Here is a 17,511-nt window from a genome sequence, read left to right as displayed (position 1 = left end):
CTGGTTGGAAAAACTTGAAAATTTTCCTGGCGAGGGAAAAATCTTGCGAGTTATTGCCGAAAAGGTCTTGACGGTGATGCAGACCACACATAATCTGGTGCAACAGTGTTGCGTTGAACGCAACCCGAAACTCTTTGGTGGATCAAATGACAAATCAGCAACCCACAAGCTCCGGCAGGGCGGCAACGATGCCGCAACGTCCCGAGCCGACGAGCCTGAGTGGACAGCCCTACCCCGAGGATTGCAACCAGGTATCCAAAAGCACTTTGCGCCGCGTGGTTGGCGCCAGCTTCATCGGCAATTTTGTTGAGTGGTTCGACTACGCCGTGTACGGCTATCTGGCAGTCACCATTTCCCACGTGTTCTTCCCCGAAGCAGACAAGCAGACCGCACTGCTGTTGACGTTCGGCCTGTTCGCCATCTCCTTCTTTGTCCGTCCCATCGGCGGCTTCGTCTGGGGGCATATCGGGGACAGGGTGGGGCGCAAGAACGCCCTGTCCCTCTCGATCCTGATCATGTCCGCGGCAACCTTCGCAATAGCATTGATACCCGGCTACAACACCATTGGCCTTTGGGCGCCGATCCTGCTGCTGATCATCCGGGTTGTTCAGGGCTTCTCGGCAGCCGGTGAATACGCCGGCGCCTCGGCCTTCCTGGTCGAGTACGCCCCGGCGAACCGGCGGGGACTCTACGCTGCCGTGGTGCCGGCCAGCACCGCCACCGGGCTGCTCCTTGGTTCCTTGATCGCGTTGCTGCTATCAGTTTCACTGGACCCGGAGCAGCTGAACTCCTGGGGCTGGCGCCTGCCGTTCCTGCTTGCAGCCCCGATGGGCCTGATTGGCCGCTACATCCGGGTGAAGCTTGAGGACACCCCGGCATTCCTGGCCCTGGAAAAGGAAGACGAAGCCATCAAGGCGCCCGTCATGGCCATGTTCCGCGAGCAATGGCGCCCACTGCTGATCGCCGTCGGTGCCGTGGTCCTGAACTCAGTGGGCTTCTATGTGGTGCTCAGTTACATGCCCACCTACCTCAGCGAGGTTGTTGGACTGGATTCCTCCCTGTCTTTCATCGCCACCACCGTGGCCCTCGCCACCTATATTGGCTTCATCTTCCTGACGGGCATGGCCTCGGACAGGTTTGGCCGCAAACGGGTCCTCATTACAGCCTCGATCCTGTTCGTGGTGCTGACCGTGCCCGCGTTCATGCTCCTGGGCACAGGAAATTTCCTGGTGATCATCCTGGTCCAGATCCTGCTGGGCGCCATGTTGACCCTCAACGACGGAACGCTGCCGAGCTTCCTCGCCGAACTGTTCCCCACCAAGGTCCGCTACAGCGGTTTTGCCGTGAGCTTCAACCTCACCAACGCACTCTTTGGTGGCACAGCATTGTTCGTCTCGACCCTGCTGATCAACGTCAGCGGCTCCGATCTGGCCCCCGGCTGGTACTTGATGGCAGCCGCCGTCGTATCCCTGATTGCCGTGTCCCTCGCCAAGGAAACGTCCAAGGACCCCCTGAAGCACTAACAGCTTCACCCAACACTTCCCCGCAACGTACAAAAGCAACAATATTAACAAGGAGTCACCATGACCATCACCACCCCCGAAACCGCCACCACCGTCGCCGAGCTGGAGCGCCTGAAGGTCCTGCACAACGGACAGAAGGTGCAGCTGACGTTCTCCGACGCCGAAATGGAGCGCCGCCTCGCCGGCCTGCGCACGATCATGGCAGCGAAGGATCTGGACGCCGTCGTCCTAACCAGCTACCACGGCATCAAGTACTACTCAGACTTCCTGTTCACCTCTTTCGGCCGCTCCTATGCCATGGTGGTGACGAAGGACGACACCGTCACCGTCACCGCGAACATCGACGCCGGCATGCCGTGGCGCCGCGGTTTCGGAGACAACATCGTCTACACGGACTGGCGCCGGGACAACTACATCTTCGCCATCCAGGAATCCCTGCGCACCCGCGGGGTCAAGGTCCGCTGCATCGGCGTGGAGGACGACTCCCTGCCGTTGGAGAACCGCAACAAGATCCAGGCCGCGTTCGACGGCGCCATCTTGGTTGACGTGTCCCAGGACGCCATGCGCCAGCGCATGATCAAGTCGGCGGAGGAAATCGTAGTCATCAAGCACGGTGCCCGCATCGGCGACCTCGGCGGCGAAGCCATCCGCAACGCGATCCGTCCCGGCATCACCGAGTACGAGGTGGCCTTGATCGGCACCGAGGCGATGGTGCACGAGATCGCCCGGACGTTCCCCAACTCGGAAATCCGTGACACCTGGGTGTGGTTCCAGTCCGGCATCAACACCGACGGCGCGCACAACTGGGCCACCACGCGCAAGCTGGCCGAACACGATATTCTGTCGCTGAACTGCTTCCCGATGACCAGCGGCTACTACACGGCGCTGGAGCGCACCTTGTTCCTGGGCGAGCCCGATGCCCGCTCGCTGGAGTTGTGGAACGTCAACGTTGAGGTCCACCGCCGCGGGCTGGAACTGATCAAGCCCGGCGCCGTCTGCAAGGACATCGCCGCCGAGCTCAACGAGATCTACGTGGACCGCGGGTTGCTCGCGAACCGCACCTTCGGCTATGGACACTCCTTCGGAGTCCTGTCGCACTACTACGGCCGCGAAGCCGGACTGGAACTGCGTGAGGACATCGACACCGTGCTGGAACCGGGCATGGTCGTCTCCATGGAGCCGATGATCACCGTTCTGGACGGCCAGCCCGGCGCGGGCGGCTACCGCGAGCACGACATCCTGGTGGTCGGTGAAGACGGCGCCGAGAACATCACGAAGTTCTCGTTCGGCCCGGAACACAACATCATCGGCGCGTAAGCCCGCAGGCTGCGGCGGCCCGTGCCGCCGCAGCCGCATTTGTCCACAACACGACCGCAATAGGGAAAGATGGTGACCATGACGACTACAGCGAACACGCCCGACGGCGCCACCACAGCCCCTGACGCCCGCGGCACATCGGTGATCGTGAATGCCATCGCGGTCCTGCGCTGTTTTTCCGCCGACGAGCCGCTGTTGGGAGTCACGGAGATTGCCCTGCGCGTCGGCATGCACAAAAGCACGGTGTCTCGGATCCTGGCCACCCTGGAGCAGGAAGACCTCGTGGAGCGTGACTCAAGCTCGCGCCGCTACAAGCTGGGGCTGGGCCTGATCGCGGTGGCCGGGCCCCTGCTGGCCGAACTGGAAGAGCGGAAAGTGGCGTACCCGCTGCTGCGCCAGCTCACGGAGCGGACGGCCGAGACCAGTGCCCTGATGGTGTGGAACGGCAGCGAAGCCATGTGCGTGGAACAAATTGCCAGCCCCCAGCAGGTCAAGCACACCACACCCCTCGGTGCCCTGTACCGCGACGCCATGAGTGCCTCGGTGCAGGTTTTCCTGAGCCTGGAACCGGAAGCGCGGGTGCGTGAACTCATCCTCAACGGCGCAATCTCCTTTGCCGGAGTCGACGAAGCAGGCATTGAAGCGTATCTGCTCCGGCTCTCCGACTCTGCCGAGCGCGGCTATGCCACAAACTACGGGGAATCATCGCTGGATGAGGTGGGCGTATCCGCACCCGTGTACGACCACCGCGGCAACCTGGTGGCCGCGGTGCTGATCCCGGCCCCACGATTCCGCGTCTCACCGGAACGCCTGGCAACCCTTGGCGCGGCCTGCGCACAAACAGCCCACCTCATCACCAGCAGGCTTGGCGGGGCTTAAACCAGCCGCCGGCGCTGCATTCCCGCGACCCCCTCAGCATTTCATCGCCGCCCTGTTCCGCCGTTCCCACCATGGCCGTGCACCCTCCCCCGGCAGCCAAGCGACCCAGGCGTTGGCGCACCGTGGGGTGAAGTCCGACGCCGGCACCGTGGCAGGCACGAGCCGTCCAGTTCCCAGCCGCTGAACACCCGCTGGACAAAGCGCCGCAGCTGGGCAAGCGGTCCCTCCGCCGGGCCAAGGCCCGCCATGGCAATGCGGGCCTCGACGTCGGACTTGAAGGTATTTAGGCCGCACGAACGGTGCCGGAAAATTGGTGCCAAAGCCAGCCCACGAGGTGGCGCCTGCCGTGGGGCTGGCCAGCACCGTTGAAGGAAAGAAATCGGCGTGAATCTCGACCAACACGCCCACCACACAGCCCTGCGACGGGCACCCCGTGTCGGTGCCAGGTCCTCTCGCCCACCTTCAACTGATTGGGGCGCCTCCGACTGCCGTGCCGTGGGTGCGTGGCCCAGTATGCGGCCGCCCCGGTGTTAAAGCGCCCGTTCGATGGCGGCGTTTCGTGAGGGCAGGTTGGCAAGGGCTCCCGTTCGGCCCAGTCCGCGCACTGCCAGCCAGGGCAACACGCCGGCAATGATTGCACCGGAGATCATGGCAAGGACTATGTAGACGGCCTTCCACTCAACGGCCCAGGCAACGTTGTACACCAGGGCACCGTTCAGGCCCAGCGCCAGACCCGCCAGCAACCCGGCCAGCAGGGCCACCGGCAGATTGAATTGGCGGTAGCGGAACAACGCAAAGCCCAATTCCGCACCGAGCCCCTGGACCAGGCCCGAGAGCAGCACGGTGAAGCCAAAGTGGGTGCCCATCAACGCCTCAACACATGCTGCAACCACCTCACAATACAAGGCGGCCCCGGGCTTGCGGATCACGAGTCCACCCAGCACTCCGGCAATCAACCAGCCGCCACCGTATAGGGCTCCCCCGGGCGGGAAAGCGACAAAAAGTGCACTGATGAACCCGTATCCGGCGGACCATAACCAGAAGATGACACCCGCGGCGACACTGAGGACCGAGGCCACCACAATGTCCACCACCCGCCATGTGCGTTTGCGGGCCCCTTGGCCGTTGTGCATGCTGTGTTCGTTTTGCAGGGCGGCATTGCCGCCTGCGAATGTCTTGCTCATGTTTCCTCCTTTGCAGGAGGGGCGGATGCGTCGGTATTTCCGCGCAGCCGAAGAGAACTCGACTCCCTTCGCCGGTACTAGCCGGAGCAGGTTCGAGGGTCTGCAGCGAACCGCACTCTCAGCGTCGACACCCAATAGCGGGTGGACGCTCCCCTGTCGTGTTTGAATTGCGGCTTCAGCCTATCCCGGCGAGCTTGTCCCCGGCGCAACGCAATCTTATGTGACAAAGGTTTGGACCCCGAGTCGGGCGAAAGCACCAACTGTTGGGTACGCAGATGCTGCAGGTTCCGCTCCCGGATGCAGCGCAGGCGGCACAATAAATACCCCAGTCAATGGCGCTCCCCCGCCACCAGCCACACGGTCGTTACCTGCGGTGCCGCCATCAGATGAGCAGGCATGTCCTGGTCCACCGTGTCTGGATTAATGATGCGGCTGCTCAGGCGTCGATGGCTCCACTGCTGTGGACCAGTTCCGCCCGGCCATCGTTGAGGTGGTAGCTAAGCCCCACCACGGCTGTTTTTCCGCTGGCCACGGCGCCGGCGACGATGGGGGATTCCTCCAGCAGGCGGGCGGCCGTCTGCTTCACATGCTCGGCCACCATCGAATTCACAGTGCTTGCACTGTCGGCGCGCAGGGCAGCCAGCACGGACGGGGTGATGAGCTCAACGATACCCCGGACATGCCCGGCCGGCATGCTGCCGGTTTCCACAGAGTCCTTCGTGGCGGTGACGGCTCCGCAACTGTCGTGGCCGAGCACCACAATAAGCGGCACGTCCAGGTACTCCTCGCCGAACTCGATCGAACCAAGTGCGGTGTTGTCGATAACGTGGCCGGCGGTGCGGACCACAAAGGCGTCGCCCAGGCCCATGTCGAAGATGATCTCTGCGGCCAGGCGGGAGTCTGAGCAACCGAAAATCGTCACAAACGGATGTTGCCCGTTCATCAGGGAAGCCCGGCGGGCAGCATCCTGGTTGGGGTGGGAGGCAAGGCTCTCCACAAACCGCATATTTCCCTCCATCAGGGTGGCCCACGCCTGGGCCGGGGTGCCGGGATGGGTGTTTCCGTGTTCTTCGCCTGTCATGGTGGTACCTTTCGAAACAACTTGGGACGTCAAGGAGAAATTCAGTGTTTCATCGACGCAACGACCGGGCGCGGCGATTTCTTCTGGACCGCGTCGTCGAACGAAGTGTCCTTGATGCGGCCGGCCCTGTTTCCCCCGTTCGGGTTTACCATAAAACGGCAGGGCCGGCTGCGCTTGCGAAAGCCGGCCCACCGGGTTGAATGGGCGGTCAATGGCGCCGAAGCCATGTTCCACTTATTGACCGCGCCGTCCAGCGAATGCAGCGCCCACATCGTGTGTGGCACCCATTGCGGCTGCCCCTTCGTCCATGCACGTGGACCCACCGGATGCCATTGGCTACGGTTGAAGCATGACAACGTCGATGCCTGCAGCGTTGCACGGTCCAGTGCGCTGGGACAGGGCGCCCCGATGGGCCCGCCGTGGGGTTGTCCGTGACTTGCTGTTGGCATGGAATCGGAGGAAGGCTTCGCAGGGCGGTTGTTTCTTCAGCGGACTGGATTGCCTGCGGCAGTTTAGTCTGCGAAACATGGCTGGGGCAGTGGAAAAGGAAGTCCTGGACATGCTGGCCCCATGGTCAAGATGCCGATTGAACATGGTGGAACCGTGAAAGCCTTCGTCGTGTCAGATCCCGAAGCGGGCAGCATCCGTTCAGTCGAGGCGGATAAGCCCCTGACCGGCCCGGATGAACTGCTGGTGCGACTATGCGCGGTCGGGGTGGGGATCCACGACTCATACTTCCTTCCGCCGAACGCCGGCCCACTTTTCCCGATCGGGATCGAGGGCGCCGGGATCGTTGCCGAGGTAGGCGCCGGCGTTGCAGACTACCGGATTGGCGACCGGATTGCTTTCGTCAGCTCAATGCAGCCAAAGGGTGGAACGTGGGCCGAGTACGCGATCGTCGATTCCCGGTCGCTGATCCTTCCGATGCCCGCCGAACTCGACTTCGTCCGGGCCGCGGGCTTGCCGGTGGCGGGCAACACGACACTTCGAGCGTTCTCCGCACTCGGACATCTGCCCGACGGCGCCTCCATCTTCATAGCAGGCGGCTCCGGAGCCATCGGGACCTTGGCCCTGCAGGTCGCACGGCGACGGGGATGGCGCGTTGGCGCCTCGGCTTCGGCGCACAATCATGACTTCATCCGTTCACTCGGCGCAGAGCTCACGGTCGACTATCACGACCACGGGTGGACCGACGATATCCGGGGTTGGATGCCTGCCGGAGTCGATGCTGCCATAGCGGTACAGCCCGGCACGAGCTCAGAATGCCTGCCTGCGGTCAGGGACGGCGGTATCATCATCACCGTTTCCGGGGACCATGTGGAAACCGAGCGGGCTGTCACGGTGGCGATGGTGGACTACCAGTCAGATGTTAGCGGCGACCTCCAACAGATGATGAGTGATGTTCTCAGCGGCGCGCTTCACCTCGAGATCGAGCATGTCTATCCGTTTGATGAGGCTGCGGAAGCACTCGCACGAGTACAGACTCGTCATGTTCGTGGCAAACTTGCACTCCGCCTGACCGACCACCATGAGTGAGAACTACTTTCGATGCATCGATCGACGGCATCTGCGGGCGGCAAGCTGAACATCATTGAACAAACTTAAGGTGCCGATTTTAATGTGCCGACTGGTGTTATTTCGTAAACGCATGAGCCCCGGCGTCACCGAAGAGACGAGGTTACACACCCCGATCAACCCGCACCTGCTACTAAAAGCCTCTATACAGACGGACTTTGCTCCCCGGCCAATGCCAATAATAGACATCTTCAACCGGTTCGGTTCCCCGTGGGAGACCCACTATGCCTGGCAGGTGCCGGAAAGAACAGCAGTTCCCAGGTTTACGCTTCAGGACAGTGCCCGCAACACCTTCATGCCGGCATCCCGCCCAGTGGCTGAGGATTCATCGATGGTCCGGGTGACCATGCCTGCCCAAAAGACTTGCTCATCCACCGGACGAAAAGCCCATGAGGCAGCGGTTCGGGGCCGGCGTACGCGCCACGCCCGAAGGGGTGGCGGCCCAATCGTGGGTTGTCGTGGCGACTGGGCGGAGGCCCGAGCGTCTCGCCAGTCAGGGAACCCAGGGCCTGCAGCACACCGACAGGGACGGCAACCACCACAGCGCGTGCGGAAAAAGTTTGTCCATCCGTGTCGATTTCCACACCGTCTGAGGAAGAACGGACCGCATGGACGACGACATTGGTTCTGATATCCAGGCCTTCAGCCACGATGGCGGCGACCTGGTCGTAGCCCCCAGGAACCTTGAAGTCCTCGTATTCATCCAAGGAAGGAACAACACCACCAGCGCTGATACAGGGCACCATGTGCAGTGCGTCGGTGATCTCCGTGGCCGGAAGTCCATGAAGCGGTTCGGAATCCGTTTCGACGAGCTGGAGCGCGAGAGTGAAGTTTCCTGGTTCAATGCCCAGTCACCTCTAAAAATACCAGCTGTTGCCCTGCAGCCAGGTGCAGGACCCATGTATCTCGCCGTCAACTGAGTTTCGTTGCTTCGTTGCCAGTGCGGGGCTTCCGCGGCACGCACTTAGCTATGAGCGCGGCTGAAAGTGGTGGCCAGGCCGAGTCCAGAAACGGCTTCGGTTCGGAAGGCGCAGCCGTGGCGGCAAGGTGGTGACCGGGCCGATCATGGCCTCCAAGAAAATGGACTCTGTCCCCAACGAAATTGCCGTCACCGTCGGAGCACACTGAGCAAACCACCGCTCACAACGCAGCAGGTGCCGCGCCATACTGGCCGTGACACCTGCTGTGTTGCATTGCTTTGCCCACGCCAAAGATTCTCCAGCGGAGGCTGCGTTGCCCGGCCCATGATCCCGGCCGGCAGAGGTTGCGGCGCTTCCGGATTGCCTGGTGCTATTTTCGTGGGTGGCCCTCCACAATCTGTGTGAAGCGGGTGATGTAGTCCTGTAGGAAATTGATGGTGGAAACTTGGCTGATGATGCCGTCAGCGTTGATGAGACTCGGCGATTGCGAGAGGAACACTTCCGGCTGGTCCGGGGTGGGCATGTCAAAGTAGGACAGTGCGAGGCGAAGGTTCTTTTGTGAGCTATATCCGCCCATGCGCCCGGCTGAGTGGCTGATGATGGCAACTGGCTTGTTCTTCCATGCCACGTCACCGTTGGGTTTGGAACCAACGTCCACCGCATTTTTCAGGCAGGCCGGGATGGTGCGGTTGTTCTCTGGGGTGACAAAAAGGACGCCGTCGGAGTCCTTGATACTTTCCCGGAACCGAGTGTATTCGACGGGCGTGGGTTTGTTGCTGGCTGCGGGATCGTCATAGTCGAAGTCGTAAAGCGGCAGGTCACGGATTTCCAAAATCTCGGCATGGTAGTTGGCTGGGAAGAGTCCAATGGTGTTGATCGCGATTTGGCGGGCATGGGAGCCCGCGCGCAGGCTGCCGACGAGGATGGAAATCTTTTTATGAAAGGTCACGCTGGTCCGTTCTCATGGTGAGGGGTTCGGAGGGGCTAGAAGTTCCAGTCATCATCGCTGGTGTCCTCGGCCGTGCCGATGACGTAGGACGAGCCGGAGCCGGAGAAGAAATCGTGATTTTCATCGGCGCCTGGTGAGAGCGCGGCGAGGATCTCTGGGTTCACTTCGGTTTCTTCGGCAGTGAACCGTGCCGGGTAGCCGAGGTTCATGAGCGCCTTGTTGGCGTTGTAGCGGATGAAGACCGCTACATCATCCATGAGCCCGAGGGGCTCATAGAGCGCTCCGGAGTAGTCAAGTTCGAGTTCGTAGAGCTCTTCGAGCAGTTCATACGTGAATTCCCGCATGGCTTCTTGTTCCGCCGGCGTGTGGGTTTCAAGCCCTCGCTGATACTTGTATCCGGAGTAGTACCCGTGAACTGCCTTGTCACGGAGGATGAGCCGGATCATGTCGGCGGTGTTTGTCAGCGTCGCGTGGACCGAGAAATGCAGGGGCAGGTAGAACCCTGCATACAGCAGCAAGGACGAGAGCAAGGTTGAGGCAACCTTGCGTTTGAGCGGATTGTCACCGTAGTAGTGCTGCAGCACGTTCTTGCACCGTATCTGCAGCACATCGTTGCCGACAGCCCATTCGTAGGCTTCATCAATTTCCTTGGTGCTGGTGAGCGTGGAGAAAACTGAAGAATAGGAGCGGGCATGGACGGCCTGCATGAAGGCGATGTTGGTATACACGGCTTCTTCATGCTCAGTCCTGGCATCTTGGATCTGGCAGACTTCACCCACTGTGGCTTGCACCGTATCAAGCATGGTCAGCCCGGTGAACACCCGCATCGTAAGTGTTTGTTCCTCCGGACTCATTGTCTGCCAGGCCGGGATGTCGTTGGATAGCGCGACTTTCTCCGGGAGCCAGAAATTGGCGGTCAGCCTGTTCCAGACCTCGAGGTCTTTTTCGTCGGTGACCCGGTTCCAGTTGATGGGTCGCAGCCGCGCAGAGGGGTCGTGCCGGTAGGACGGCGGGGTGACCGAGGCAGCTAGCAGATTGGCAGGTGTCGTGGTGTTTTCACTGATGCTCATGGTTTGCTTTGGGCTTTCTTTCGTCAGCAGGGGCGGGTAGGTCACAGTGCGCAGGAGACGCAGTTTTCGATCTCTGTTCCGGTGAGGGCCAGCTGGCGCAGACGGATGTAGTAGAGGGTTTTGATGCCTTTTCGCCAGGCGTAGATCTGGGCTTTGTTGATGTCGCGGGTGGTTGCGGTATCGCGGAAGAACAATGTGCAGGACAGGCCCTGGTCCACGTGCTGGGTGGCTGCGGCGTACGTGTCAATGATTTTTTCGTAGCCGATGTCATAGGCATCTTGATAGAAGTCAAGATTGTTGTTGTCCATGTGTGGTGCGGGGAAGTAGACCCGGCCAAGTTTGCCTTCTTTGCGAATTTCAACCTTGGAAGCGATGGGGTGGATCGACGCTGTTGCGTGGTTGATATAGCTGATTGATCCGGTCGGCGGGACTGCCTGCAAATAGGCGTTGTACAGCCCGTGTTCCTGAACGGATTTTTTGAGATCTTTCCAGTCCCGGGGTGTGGGCAGCTGTACTCCGGCGGATTCGAAGAGGGCGCGTACACGCCCCGTCGCCGGCGCCCACCGCCCGTCAATGTACTTATCGAAAAAGGAGCCGTCGGCATAGCTGCTTTCCCGGAATCCGTCGAAGGCGATGCCGCGTTCGATCGCAATCTGGTTCGACGCGCGGATTGCCAGGTATGCGATGGCGTAGAAGTACATGTTGGTGAAGTCAACGCCCTCCTCGCTGCCGTAGTGAATGCGCCGGGAGGCAAGGTAGCCGTGCAGGTTCATCTGCCCCAGCCCGATGGCATGGGAGCGGTCGTTCCCGTTGGCCACTGAAGGAACGGCGTCGACGTCGGACTGGTCCGAGACGCTTGTCAGCCCCCGCACTGCGGTGTTGACCGTGGCCCCGAGATCGGGTGAGGCCATGGCGGCCGCGATGTTCAATGAACCGAGGTTGCAGGATATGTCACGCCCGATCTCTTGATAGCCAAGGGCGGCATCGTATGTTGACGGCGTGTTTACCTGGAGGATCTCTGAGCACAGGTTGGACATGTTGATCCGCCCCTGCAACGGGTTGGCTCGGTTGGCTGTGTCCTCGAACAACACATAGGGGTACCCGGATTCGAACTGCAATTCGGCGATGGTTTTGAAGAATTCGCGTGCGCTAATGGTTGTCTTCTTGATCCGGGGGTTGGCAATCAACGCCTCATAGTGTTCGGTAACTGACATATCAGAAAGGGCCACCCCATATTCGCGTTCAACATCGTAGGGCGAGAACAGGTGCATGTCCTCAGCTGTTTTTGCCAGTTCGAAGGTGACATCAGGGATGACAACGCCCAAGGAGAGCGACTTTATTCGAATCTTCTCGTCTGCGTTCTCCCTTTTGGTATCGAGGAAGCGCATGATGTCGGGGTGGTGCGCGTGAAGGTACACGGCACCGGCACCTTGCCGTGCACCCAGCTGGTTCGCGTAGCTGAAGCTGTCTTCCAGGATCTTCATCACCGGTACCACGCCGGAGGCCTGATTCTCGATCTGCTTGATTGGTGCGCCTTGCTCGCGGAGGTTCGTCAACAGCAACGCCACCCCGCCGCCGCGTTTGGAGAGTTGCAGTGCTGAGTTGATGCTGCGGCCGATGGATTCAAGGTTATCCTCGGTCCGCAGCAGGAAACAGGAAACGAGCTCGCCACGCTGAGCCTTGCCCGCATTGAGGAATGTCGGCGTTGCGGGTTGAAACCTGCCGGTCATGATCTCATCGATCAGCCTGGCAGCAAGGTTCTCCTCGCCCTGCCCAAGGAAAAGGGCGGTGGCCACGACGCGGTCCTCGTACGTCTCGAGGTACTGGCTGCCGTCGGATGTCTTCAGGGTGTAACTGGTGAAGTATTTGAACGCACCCAGGAATGAGGCGAACCGGTGCTCGTGAGCGTAGGCCTGCCGATACGTGCTCTTCACGAATGACCACTCATAGGCCTTGATCGGGGCGGCTTCGTAATAGTCGCTGGCAATGAGGTACTCGATCTTCTCCTCCAGACTGTCGAAGCGGATCATGCGCGGGAGCACGTGCTGGGTCAGGTAGGCATCAACAGCTTCATGATCCTTCTCAAACTGGATCGACCCCTCGGAAGTGAATAGATTCAGCTGGGCATTTAGCGCGTGGTAATCCTTGCGAGTGCCCACACTCTGGCGGGCTGTGAGAGGTGTGTCCGTTGTAAGCGTCATGAGAAATCCTTCAGAGACGTAGTAGTGGTTCTTTTCCAGAATTCGGCCAGTCCGTCGCGGACTCTGGCAACGTCGCGATCGGAGCCAAGAAGTTCAAAACGGTACAGCTCGGGAACCCGGCATTTTCTCGAGATCACCGGTCCTGCCAGGCAGTAGTGCTCACCAAAATTCGTGTTTCCCGCAGTGATAACACCGCGAAGCAGCCCACGGTTGACTGAATCATTGAGGAATCCGACAACCTGCTTTGGCACCGCGCCCACACGTTCTCCCCCTCCGTAGGTGGGCAGCACCAGAACGAATGGCCGGGCTACTTGCAGGTGCCCCTCAACTCGTGGCCGCAACGGGATCCGAACCCTAGGAACGCCCAACCGATCCACGAACCTGCGGGTATTCTCCGAAACACTGGAGAAGAACACCAGATCGGGTGAAGAGGACTCGTTGAGCACTCGAGCAACCGGCGTCAACTCCCCGTTTGCTCCGGTTTTTTCATTCGCGTCCATCAGGCTGCGCCTCCTTCAATCAAACCCTCTTAGCCATATCTAGTGGTTCACCGCAAGAAGTGACACCACATCTAGTACTTGAGACACGCTACACCACAAATTTACGGGTAGCCTAAATATTGAATTTCGCCTTGCCTAATATTAGGCTGATGCGGTCTGACATGACTGAGGGAGGAATGCCATGCAGCAGCGGAAGCAAGACCGTGGCGGCGAAAGAGTTGAGTCCATCGCACCGTTCCGGCCGCTGCGCGAGGGCGAGCCGCAGGCTGCCAGGCGGCTGCCCTACACGCCTCAGATCCGAAATTGGTGGGCCCTGGATATCGAGCCTGCTCGGCGTCTATCGCCTCGGCACGGACCCCGAAAAACTCGATCGGTTCGCTCCCGTGTCCCCACGGATCACGCCCTCAGTTCCGTCAAGCAAGGATTTGACAAGGGGGCGCTCGTGGAAGCATTTTGCCAGCAGCTAAGCCACGGCGCCCAGGTACTGGCAGGGTACTTCCCAGGCAAGGAAGGAGCAGGGCGCGTCGCGGTGCCGAGCATAAACGGGTCCGCGTCGTTCAGGGGTCGGCGGCGGAACGCGGCAACCTGTTCGGCTGGGCTCGTCACATGCCGGCAGACTTATGAGTTTGACAGGGGTGGATGCCATGGTCTTCACGAGTTTGTCCATGCGTCGGGTGGCGAAACCGGGGAGGTGGCAGCCGCTCCGACGCAGGACAATGCGCTACTCATGGTTTGCAGCAACTGGCGGATCAAGCCAGGTGACGCATCACCCAGAACTTGACAAAAGTACGCAGGGAGGGCCGACTATGAGGCGCGGCCATCGTGAGGTGTGCCTTCGAATGGAAAGGGAAAGTTTCCTCGAAGGACACACCGTGACCGCGCCACGTTCAGGGCCGCATGCCTGACCGCAGGGTGTTAGGCCACGCTACCGGGCACTTCTGGGCCCGGGACGCGCCAGGCCCAAATTATCCCGCAGGGTGCTCCCCTGATAGGAGGAACGGAAGATCCCCCGTTTCTGCAGGATTGGCACCACCAATTCCACAAAATCCCGGAGCGATTCCGGGTAGGCGGGGCACATGAGGTTGAATCCGTCGCAGGCCCCGGAGTCAAACCAGCACTGGATTTTATCCGCAACTTCGTTGGCGGAGCCAATCATGGTCGCGTGCCCGCCACCGGCGGCCAAAAAACCCAACAATTCACGCAAGGTGGGCTGCATCGTCGCAATGATGCGCTGCACGGTGAGGTACCGGCCCTGAGGCCCTGTGAAGGTTTCTGCCGGGGGCAACGGGGCAACGGGGGCATCGAGTCCGTGTCCGCTGTAGTCCATTCCCGTGAAAATATTGAGCTGGGCGATGGCTGCCTCAATGTCCAGGTAGGCGTCCAGTGCCCGTTTTTTCTCCATGGCCTGCTCGCGGGTGGCGGCGACGTAGGTGACTAGGCCGGGAAGAATCGGGACAATGGTCCCGCCTCGGCCGGCAGCAGCCAGGCGCGTCCGCATGTCAGTGGCGAATTCGATTGCGGAGTCCTTGTCCCACGACACCGAATAAATGGCTTCGGCAAATTGTGCAGCAAAATCCCGTCCTGCCTCCGAGGATCCGGCTTGGAACAGTACCGGCTGTCCCTGCGGGGAACGGGGGACATTCAGCGGCCCCGCCACGGAGAAATACTTCCCCGTATGGTTGATCGGCCGGATCTGTTCCGGATCAATGAATGTTCCCAGCTCCCGGTCCCTGGGCAACGCCTGGTCCGTCCAGGAATCCCAGAGCCGCTGGAGCACCCGAACGAATTCATCCGCCCGCTCGTAGCGCTCAGCGTGCTTGGGCAGTGCGGCGAAGCCATGGTTTTGTGCCTCGGCGTCGAACATGGAGGTGACTATGTTCGCACCCACCCGGCCGCCGCTGATGTGGTCCAGGGAGGCCAGCATGCGGGCGGCGTGGAAGGGTGTGTAGAAGCTGGAGGAGACGGTGGTGACCAGGCCGATGTGTTTCGTGGCCCGGGCGATGGCACTCAGTGCCGTAATCGGCTCCAAGAGCCAGGGCACACCGGCGGAATACTTCCGGTTGATGCTGTGTCCGTCGGCGAAGAAGACCGCGTCAAGGCAGCCACTTTCGGCCAGCTGGGCCAGCTCCTCGAAATAGGCTATTTCCCCGACACGGTCGGCGCTGGAATCCGGATGCCGCCAGCCCATGGTGTGGTGCCCTGCACCGAAGAGGAAGGCGTTGATGTGCATTTGCCGAGTGCTGGTGGCGCCGTCAGTGGCCGGCACTAGTTCATCACCAGTCCGCCGTCGACCACGAGGTTTTGTCCCGTCACTGCCCGGGACCAGGGGGAAGCGAAGAACAGCACTGCATCAGCAAATTCGGCTGGTGTGGTGACCTTGCGCAGGGGTGTTCCGCCGGCGATCAAGTCGAAGACCTGCTCGGGTGTGGCGGCAGAGGCGTCGGTGGTGCGCAGCAGTCCCCCGGAGACCATGTTCACTCGGATTTTGGACGGGCCCAGGTCGGCAGCGAAGGTGCGTGTCAGTGCCAGCAGGGCAGCTTTGGCTGCGGTGTAGTCGTGGTAGGGCACCACCGGGTTTTGGAATAGGTTGGTGCCAATGTTCACGATGGTGCCGAATCCGGCGTCTTTCATGCCCGGCAAAACCGCTTGAATCGTGTTCAGCGCACCGCCCACAACGCCGGAAAACTGGGCCGTAAATTCGTCGTAGCCAATGCCGTCCGCCTTTGGCCGCCCGTCACCGTTAAAGGAAAAATCGGGTAGGGCGTTATTGATGACGGTGGTAATGGGCGCACCAAAATGCCCAGCCGCGGTAGTCACCATGGCCTGGACCGCGTCGCTGTCGGTGACATCGGCAGGCAAGGCAACGGCTTGTTCAGATCCGATGTTCGCGGCAAGTTCACGCGCCGCCGCCTCACTGTTGCGGTAGTTCAGCACCACCTTGGCACCTTCTCGGGCGAAGGCACGGGCCAGGTCGGTGCCTAGTCCGCGGCCTGCTCCGGTAATCAGTACGATCTGGTCTTTGATTTGCATGTCGTGCACCTTTCAGCGGTGCGAAAGGATGCCAGGAACGCACGAAGGTCTGGCTCGAGGGGACACATCGTCATTGCTGCAGGACCGGCATCCCTTCGCTCGGATTATCGAGATCAGGTTCAACGGGTCTAGCTCTCAGCCGCCAGGCGGCACCCCGTGTCGTGTCCTCGGCCAAACTACCACGGTTCGGACGGCGGAACGCAACGCTGTGTCCTCCCGCTTCGACTCAGCGCTACAAAGTGTTGCCGTAGCTGCCCACATGGAAAATGAAGAGCTTCTGACCGGCTGATTGCCGGCTATCCTGAGCAATTCCACGGGTTGTGTCCGCCGGCCTGTCCGCCGCGCCAAAGAACTAATACGAGACCGCGCCCAACCTGAGGGCGCCACCCTCCAACGCGCCCGGGCCCTCATCTGTACCAGAGCCCCGGTAACAGATGACGCAACAGAGCCCTACGAAGTATCGATCTCCTGTACAGATGTATTTGCGACCGAGCGAAAAACGTTCGACTCTCTAGAAGAGGCTCGAGCTGACACGCGCCGGCGCGTTTATGGTGCCTCAAGATGCTCTTAGGGCTCACGTTGAAATTAGTTCTTGTTGTTCGGGCGTGTCGTTTTCTCCTTGGGGGCGGCGGCTACGGTGTAGGTCCAGTCGCCGTGGAAGTCGTGCCGGTGCAGGCGGGTCGCTTCGAAGGTTTTCATTTGTTGGTCGGTGATCCTGGTGCCTTTGGGGTAGGTGTTGGTGCCGCGCATTGACTCGATGGTGAGCCCGGATTTGTTGGTGGTTGCCGCGATGGTCTGGACGGCGACTTCGTGGGTTTGAAGGGGCCGGTCGCGCCAGTTCATGGTGATGGCGGAGAACATCCGGTGCTCAATCTTGTTCCACTTGGACGTTCCCGGGGGCAGGTGGCAGACGGTGAGTTGAAGCCCGGTCTCGGCGGCCAGGGCGGCGAGTTCGGTTTTCCACAGCCGCAGGCGGGACCCGTTGGATCCGCCGCCGTCCGCGGTGATCAGCAGCCTCTTCGCGTCCGGGTAGGCGGGGTGGCCGACCATTGTCCACCAGCGGCGGATCGACTCGACGGCGAAGGTGCCGGTGTCGGTGTCGGAGCCGACGTTGACGAGCCCGGTGTTCGCCCCGACGTCATAGATTTCGTAGGGCACCGCCTTGCCCTCCTTGCCGATGAAGTCGTAGATGGCATGCTCGGCCGTTGCCGTGCGAACGGCTTCCTCCCACACAGTTCCGGCCAAACGCAGGGCCTGCTCAGTGATAGTGGCCAGCGTCGCG

General features: G+C 60.9%; 17 protein-coding genes and 2 riboswitches. Of the genes, 6 read left to right on the top strand and 11 right to left on the bottom strand.

Annotated features, from left to right (window positions below; genetic code table 11):
* The 4 genes from ACT3TS_RS18490 to ACT3TS_RS18475 form a co-directional block, all read left to right on the top strand.
* Nucleotides 1–310: hypothetical protein (locus tag ACT3TS_RS18490; protein ID WP_444532993.1), on the top strand; the 310-nt coding region annotated here is incomplete at its 5' end.
* Nucleotides 276–1,523 (top strand): MFS transporter, encoded by a 1,248-nt coding sequence (locus tag ACT3TS_RS18485; protein WP_444532992.1) that lies wholly within the window; start codon nucleotides 276–278, stop codon nucleotides 1,521–1,523. The genes ACT3TS_RS18490 and ACT3TS_RS18485, both read left to right, overlap by 35 nt.
* A gap of 60 nt (nucleotides 1,524–1,583) precedes the next feature.
* Entirely contained in the window at nucleotides 1,584–2,840 is a 1,257-nt protein-coding gene (locus tag ACT3TS_RS18480; RefSeq protein WP_444532991.1) for an aminopeptidase P family protein, read from the top strand.
* A 69-nt stretch (nucleotides 2,841–2,909) separates the two neighbouring features.
* Entirely contained in the window at nucleotides 2,910–3,719 is an 810-nt protein-coding gene (locus ACT3TS_RS18475) for an IclR family transcriptional regulator (RefSeq protein ID WP_444532990.1), read from the top strand.
* Between the two features lie 530 nt (nucleotides 3,720–4,249).
* Here the strand turns inward: ACT3TS_RS18475 and ACT3TS_RS18470 are convergent.
* The 3 genes from ACT3TS_RS18470 to ACT3TS_RS18460 form a co-directional block, all read right to left on the bottom strand.
* On the bottom strand, nucleotides 4,250–4,852 hold the full coding sequence (locus ACT3TS_RS18470) for an ECF transporter S component (protein WP_444532995.1): 603 nt from the start codon (nucleotides 4,850–4,852) through the stop codon (nucleotides 4,250–4,252).
* A gap of 97 nt (nucleotides 4,853–4,949) precedes the next feature.
* A riboswitch (TPP riboswitch) is annotated at nucleotides 4,950–5,068 on the bottom strand.
* Between the two features lie 271 nt (nucleotides 5,069–5,339).
* On the bottom strand, nucleotides 5,340–5,984 hold the full coding sequence (locus tag ACT3TS_RS18465) for a carbonic anhydrase (RefSeq protein WP_444532989.1): 645 nt from the start codon (nucleotides 5,982–5,984) through the stop codon (nucleotides 5,340–5,342).
* Nucleotides 5,985–6,025: 41 nt separating this feature from the next.
* On the bottom strand, nucleotides 6,026–6,268 hold the full coding sequence (locus ACT3TS_RS18460; RefSeq protein WP_444532988.1) for a hypothetical protein: 243 nt from the start codon (nucleotides 6,266–6,268) through the stop codon (nucleotides 6,026–6,028).
* Nucleotides 6,269–6,554: 286 nt separating this feature from the next.
* Here ACT3TS_RS18460 and ACT3TS_RS18455 point away from each other — a divergent pair, with 286 nt between their 5' ends.
* The gene (locus tag ACT3TS_RS18455) at nucleotides 6,555–7,520 is read left to right on the top strand and encodes an NADP-dependent oxidoreductase (RefSeq protein ID WP_444532987.1); all 966 of its coding nucleotides are present in this window, start codon (nucleotides 6,555–6,557) and stop codon (nucleotides 7,518–7,520) included.
* Between the two features lie 332 nt (nucleotides 7,521–7,852).
* Here ACT3TS_RS18455 and ACT3TS_RS18450 read toward each other — a convergent pair whose 3' ends face one another.
* Nucleotides 7,853–8,209, bottom strand: a complete 357-nt coding sequence (locus ACT3TS_RS18450; RefSeq protein ID WP_444532994.1) for an FAD-dependent oxidoreductase — start codon at nucleotides 8,207–8,209, stop codon at nucleotides 7,853–7,855.
* Between ACT3TS_RS18450 and ACT3TS_RS18445 the strand changes: the two genes are divergently transcribed.
* The gene (locus ACT3TS_RS18445; protein ID WP_444532996.1) at nucleotides 8,168–8,479 is read left to right on the top strand and encodes a hypothetical protein; all 312 of its coding nucleotides are present in this window, start codon (nucleotides 8,168–8,170) and stop codon (nucleotides 8,477–8,479) included. The two genes, ACT3TS_RS18450 and ACT3TS_RS18445, sit on opposite strands and share 42 nt — an antisense overlap.
* A gap of 370 nt (nucleotides 8,480–8,849) precedes the next feature.
* Here ACT3TS_RS18445 and ACT3TS_RS18440 read toward each other — a convergent pair whose 3' ends face one another.
* From ACT3TS_RS18440 to ACT3TS_RS18410, 7 genes are all read right to left on the bottom strand, one after another.
* Complete coding sequence (locus tag ACT3TS_RS18440; RefSeq protein WP_444532986.1) at nucleotides 8,850–9,428, bottom strand: NADPH-dependent FMN reductase; 579 nt, start codon at nucleotides 9,426–9,428, stop codon at nucleotides 8,850–8,852.
* 35 nt (nucleotides 9,429–9,463) lie between these two features.
* A complete protein-coding gene (nrdF, locus tag ACT3TS_RS18435; RefSeq protein ID WP_444532985.1) occupies nucleotides 9,464–10,498 on the bottom strand; it encodes a class 1b ribonucleoside-diphosphate reductase subunit beta in 1,035 nt (344 codons plus the stop codon).
* A gap of 41 nt (nucleotides 10,499–10,539) precedes the next feature.
* The gene (gene nrdE / locus ACT3TS_RS18430; RefSeq protein WP_444532984.1) at nucleotides 10,540–12,699 is read right to left on the bottom strand and encodes a class 1b ribonucleoside-diphosphate reductase subunit alpha; all 2,160 of its coding nucleotides are present in this window, start codon (nucleotides 12,697–12,699) and stop codon (nucleotides 10,540–10,542) included.
* Complete coding sequence (gene nrdI, locus ACT3TS_RS18425; protein ID WP_444532983.1) at nucleotides 12,696–13,199, bottom strand: class Ib ribonucleoside-diphosphate reductase assembly flavoprotein NrdI; 504 nt, start codon at nucleotides 13,197–13,199, stop codon at nucleotides 12,696–12,698. Before nrdI ends, nrdE begins: the two co-directional genes overlap by 4 nt.
* Nucleotides 13,200–14,124: 925 nt before the next feature.
* The gene (locus tag ACT3TS_RS18420; RefSeq protein WP_444532982.1) at nucleotides 14,125–15,465 is read right to left on the bottom strand and encodes an LLM class flavin-dependent oxidoreductase; all 1,341 of its coding nucleotides are present in this window, start codon (nucleotides 15,463–15,465) and stop codon (nucleotides 14,125–14,127) included.
* Entirely contained in the window at nucleotides 15,465–16,229 is a 765-nt protein-coding gene (locus ACT3TS_RS18415) for a 3-oxoacyl-ACP reductase (protein ID WP_444532981.1), read from the bottom strand. The genes ACT3TS_RS18420 and ACT3TS_RS18415 overlap by 1 nt, the downstream gene beginning before the upstream one ends.
* Before the next feature lie 73 nt (nucleotides 16,230–16,302).
* A riboswitch (TPP riboswitch) is annotated at nucleotides 16,303–16,396 on the bottom strand.
* 418 nt (nucleotides 16,397–16,814) lie between these two features.
* Nucleotides 16,815–17,511: ISAzo13 family transposase (locus tag ACT3TS_RS18410; RefSeq protein ID WP_444532980.1), on the bottom strand; the 697-nt coding region annotated here is incomplete at its 5' end.

Source organism: Specibacter sp. AOP5-B1-6 (genome assembly GCF_052376555.1).
GTDB lineage: Bacteria > Actinomycetota > Actinomycetes > Actinomycetales > Micrococcaceae > Specibacter.
Note: the sequence above shows the minus strand (reverse complement) of the source record. Positions and strands in the feature narration are given on the sequence as shown.

What these genes read in the sequence shown, in the direction of transcription:
- ACT3TS_RS18480 (WP_444532991.1), top strand. Translation starts at nt 1,584, where the DNA reads ATGACCATCACCACCCCCGAAACCGCCACCACCGTCGCCGAGCTGGAG.
- ACT3TS_RS18475 (WP_444532990.1), top strand. Translation starts at nt 2,910, where the DNA reads ATGGTGACCATGACGACTACAGCGAACACGCCCGACGGCGCCACCACA.
- ACT3TS_RS18470 (WP_444532995.1), bottom strand. Translation starts at nt 4,852, where the DNA reads ATGCACAACGGCCAAGGGGCCCGCAAACGCACATGGCGGGTGGTGGAC.
- ACT3TS_RS18465 (WP_444532989.1), bottom strand. Translation starts at nt 5,984, where the DNA reads ATGACAGGCGAAGAACACGGAAACACCCATCCCGGCACCCCGGCCCAG.
- ACT3TS_RS18455 (WP_444532987.1), top strand. Translation starts at nt 6,555, where the DNA reads ATGGTCAAGATGCCGATTGAACATGGTGGAACCGTGAAAGCCTTCGTC.
- ACT3TS_RS18445 (WP_444532996.1), top strand. Translation starts at nt 8,168, where the DNA reads ATGGACGACGACATTGGTTCTGATATCCAGGCCTTCAGCCACGATGGC.
- nrdF (WP_444532985.1), bottom strand. Translation starts at nt 10,498, where the DNA reads ATGAGCATCAGTGAAAACACCACGACACCTGCCAATCTGCTAGCTGCC.
- nrdE (WP_444532984.1), bottom strand. Translation starts at nt 12,699, where the DNA reads ATGACGCTTACAACGGACACACCTCTCACAGCCCGCCAGAGTGTGGGC.
- nrdI (WP_444532983.1), bottom strand. Translation starts at nt 13,199, where the DNA reads ATGGACGCGAATGAAAAAACCGGAGCAAACGGGGAGTTGACGCCGGTT.
- ACT3TS_RS18415 (WP_444532981.1), bottom strand. Translation starts at nt 16,229, where the DNA reads ATGCAAATCAAAGACCAGATCGTACTGATTACCGGAGCAGGCCGCGGA.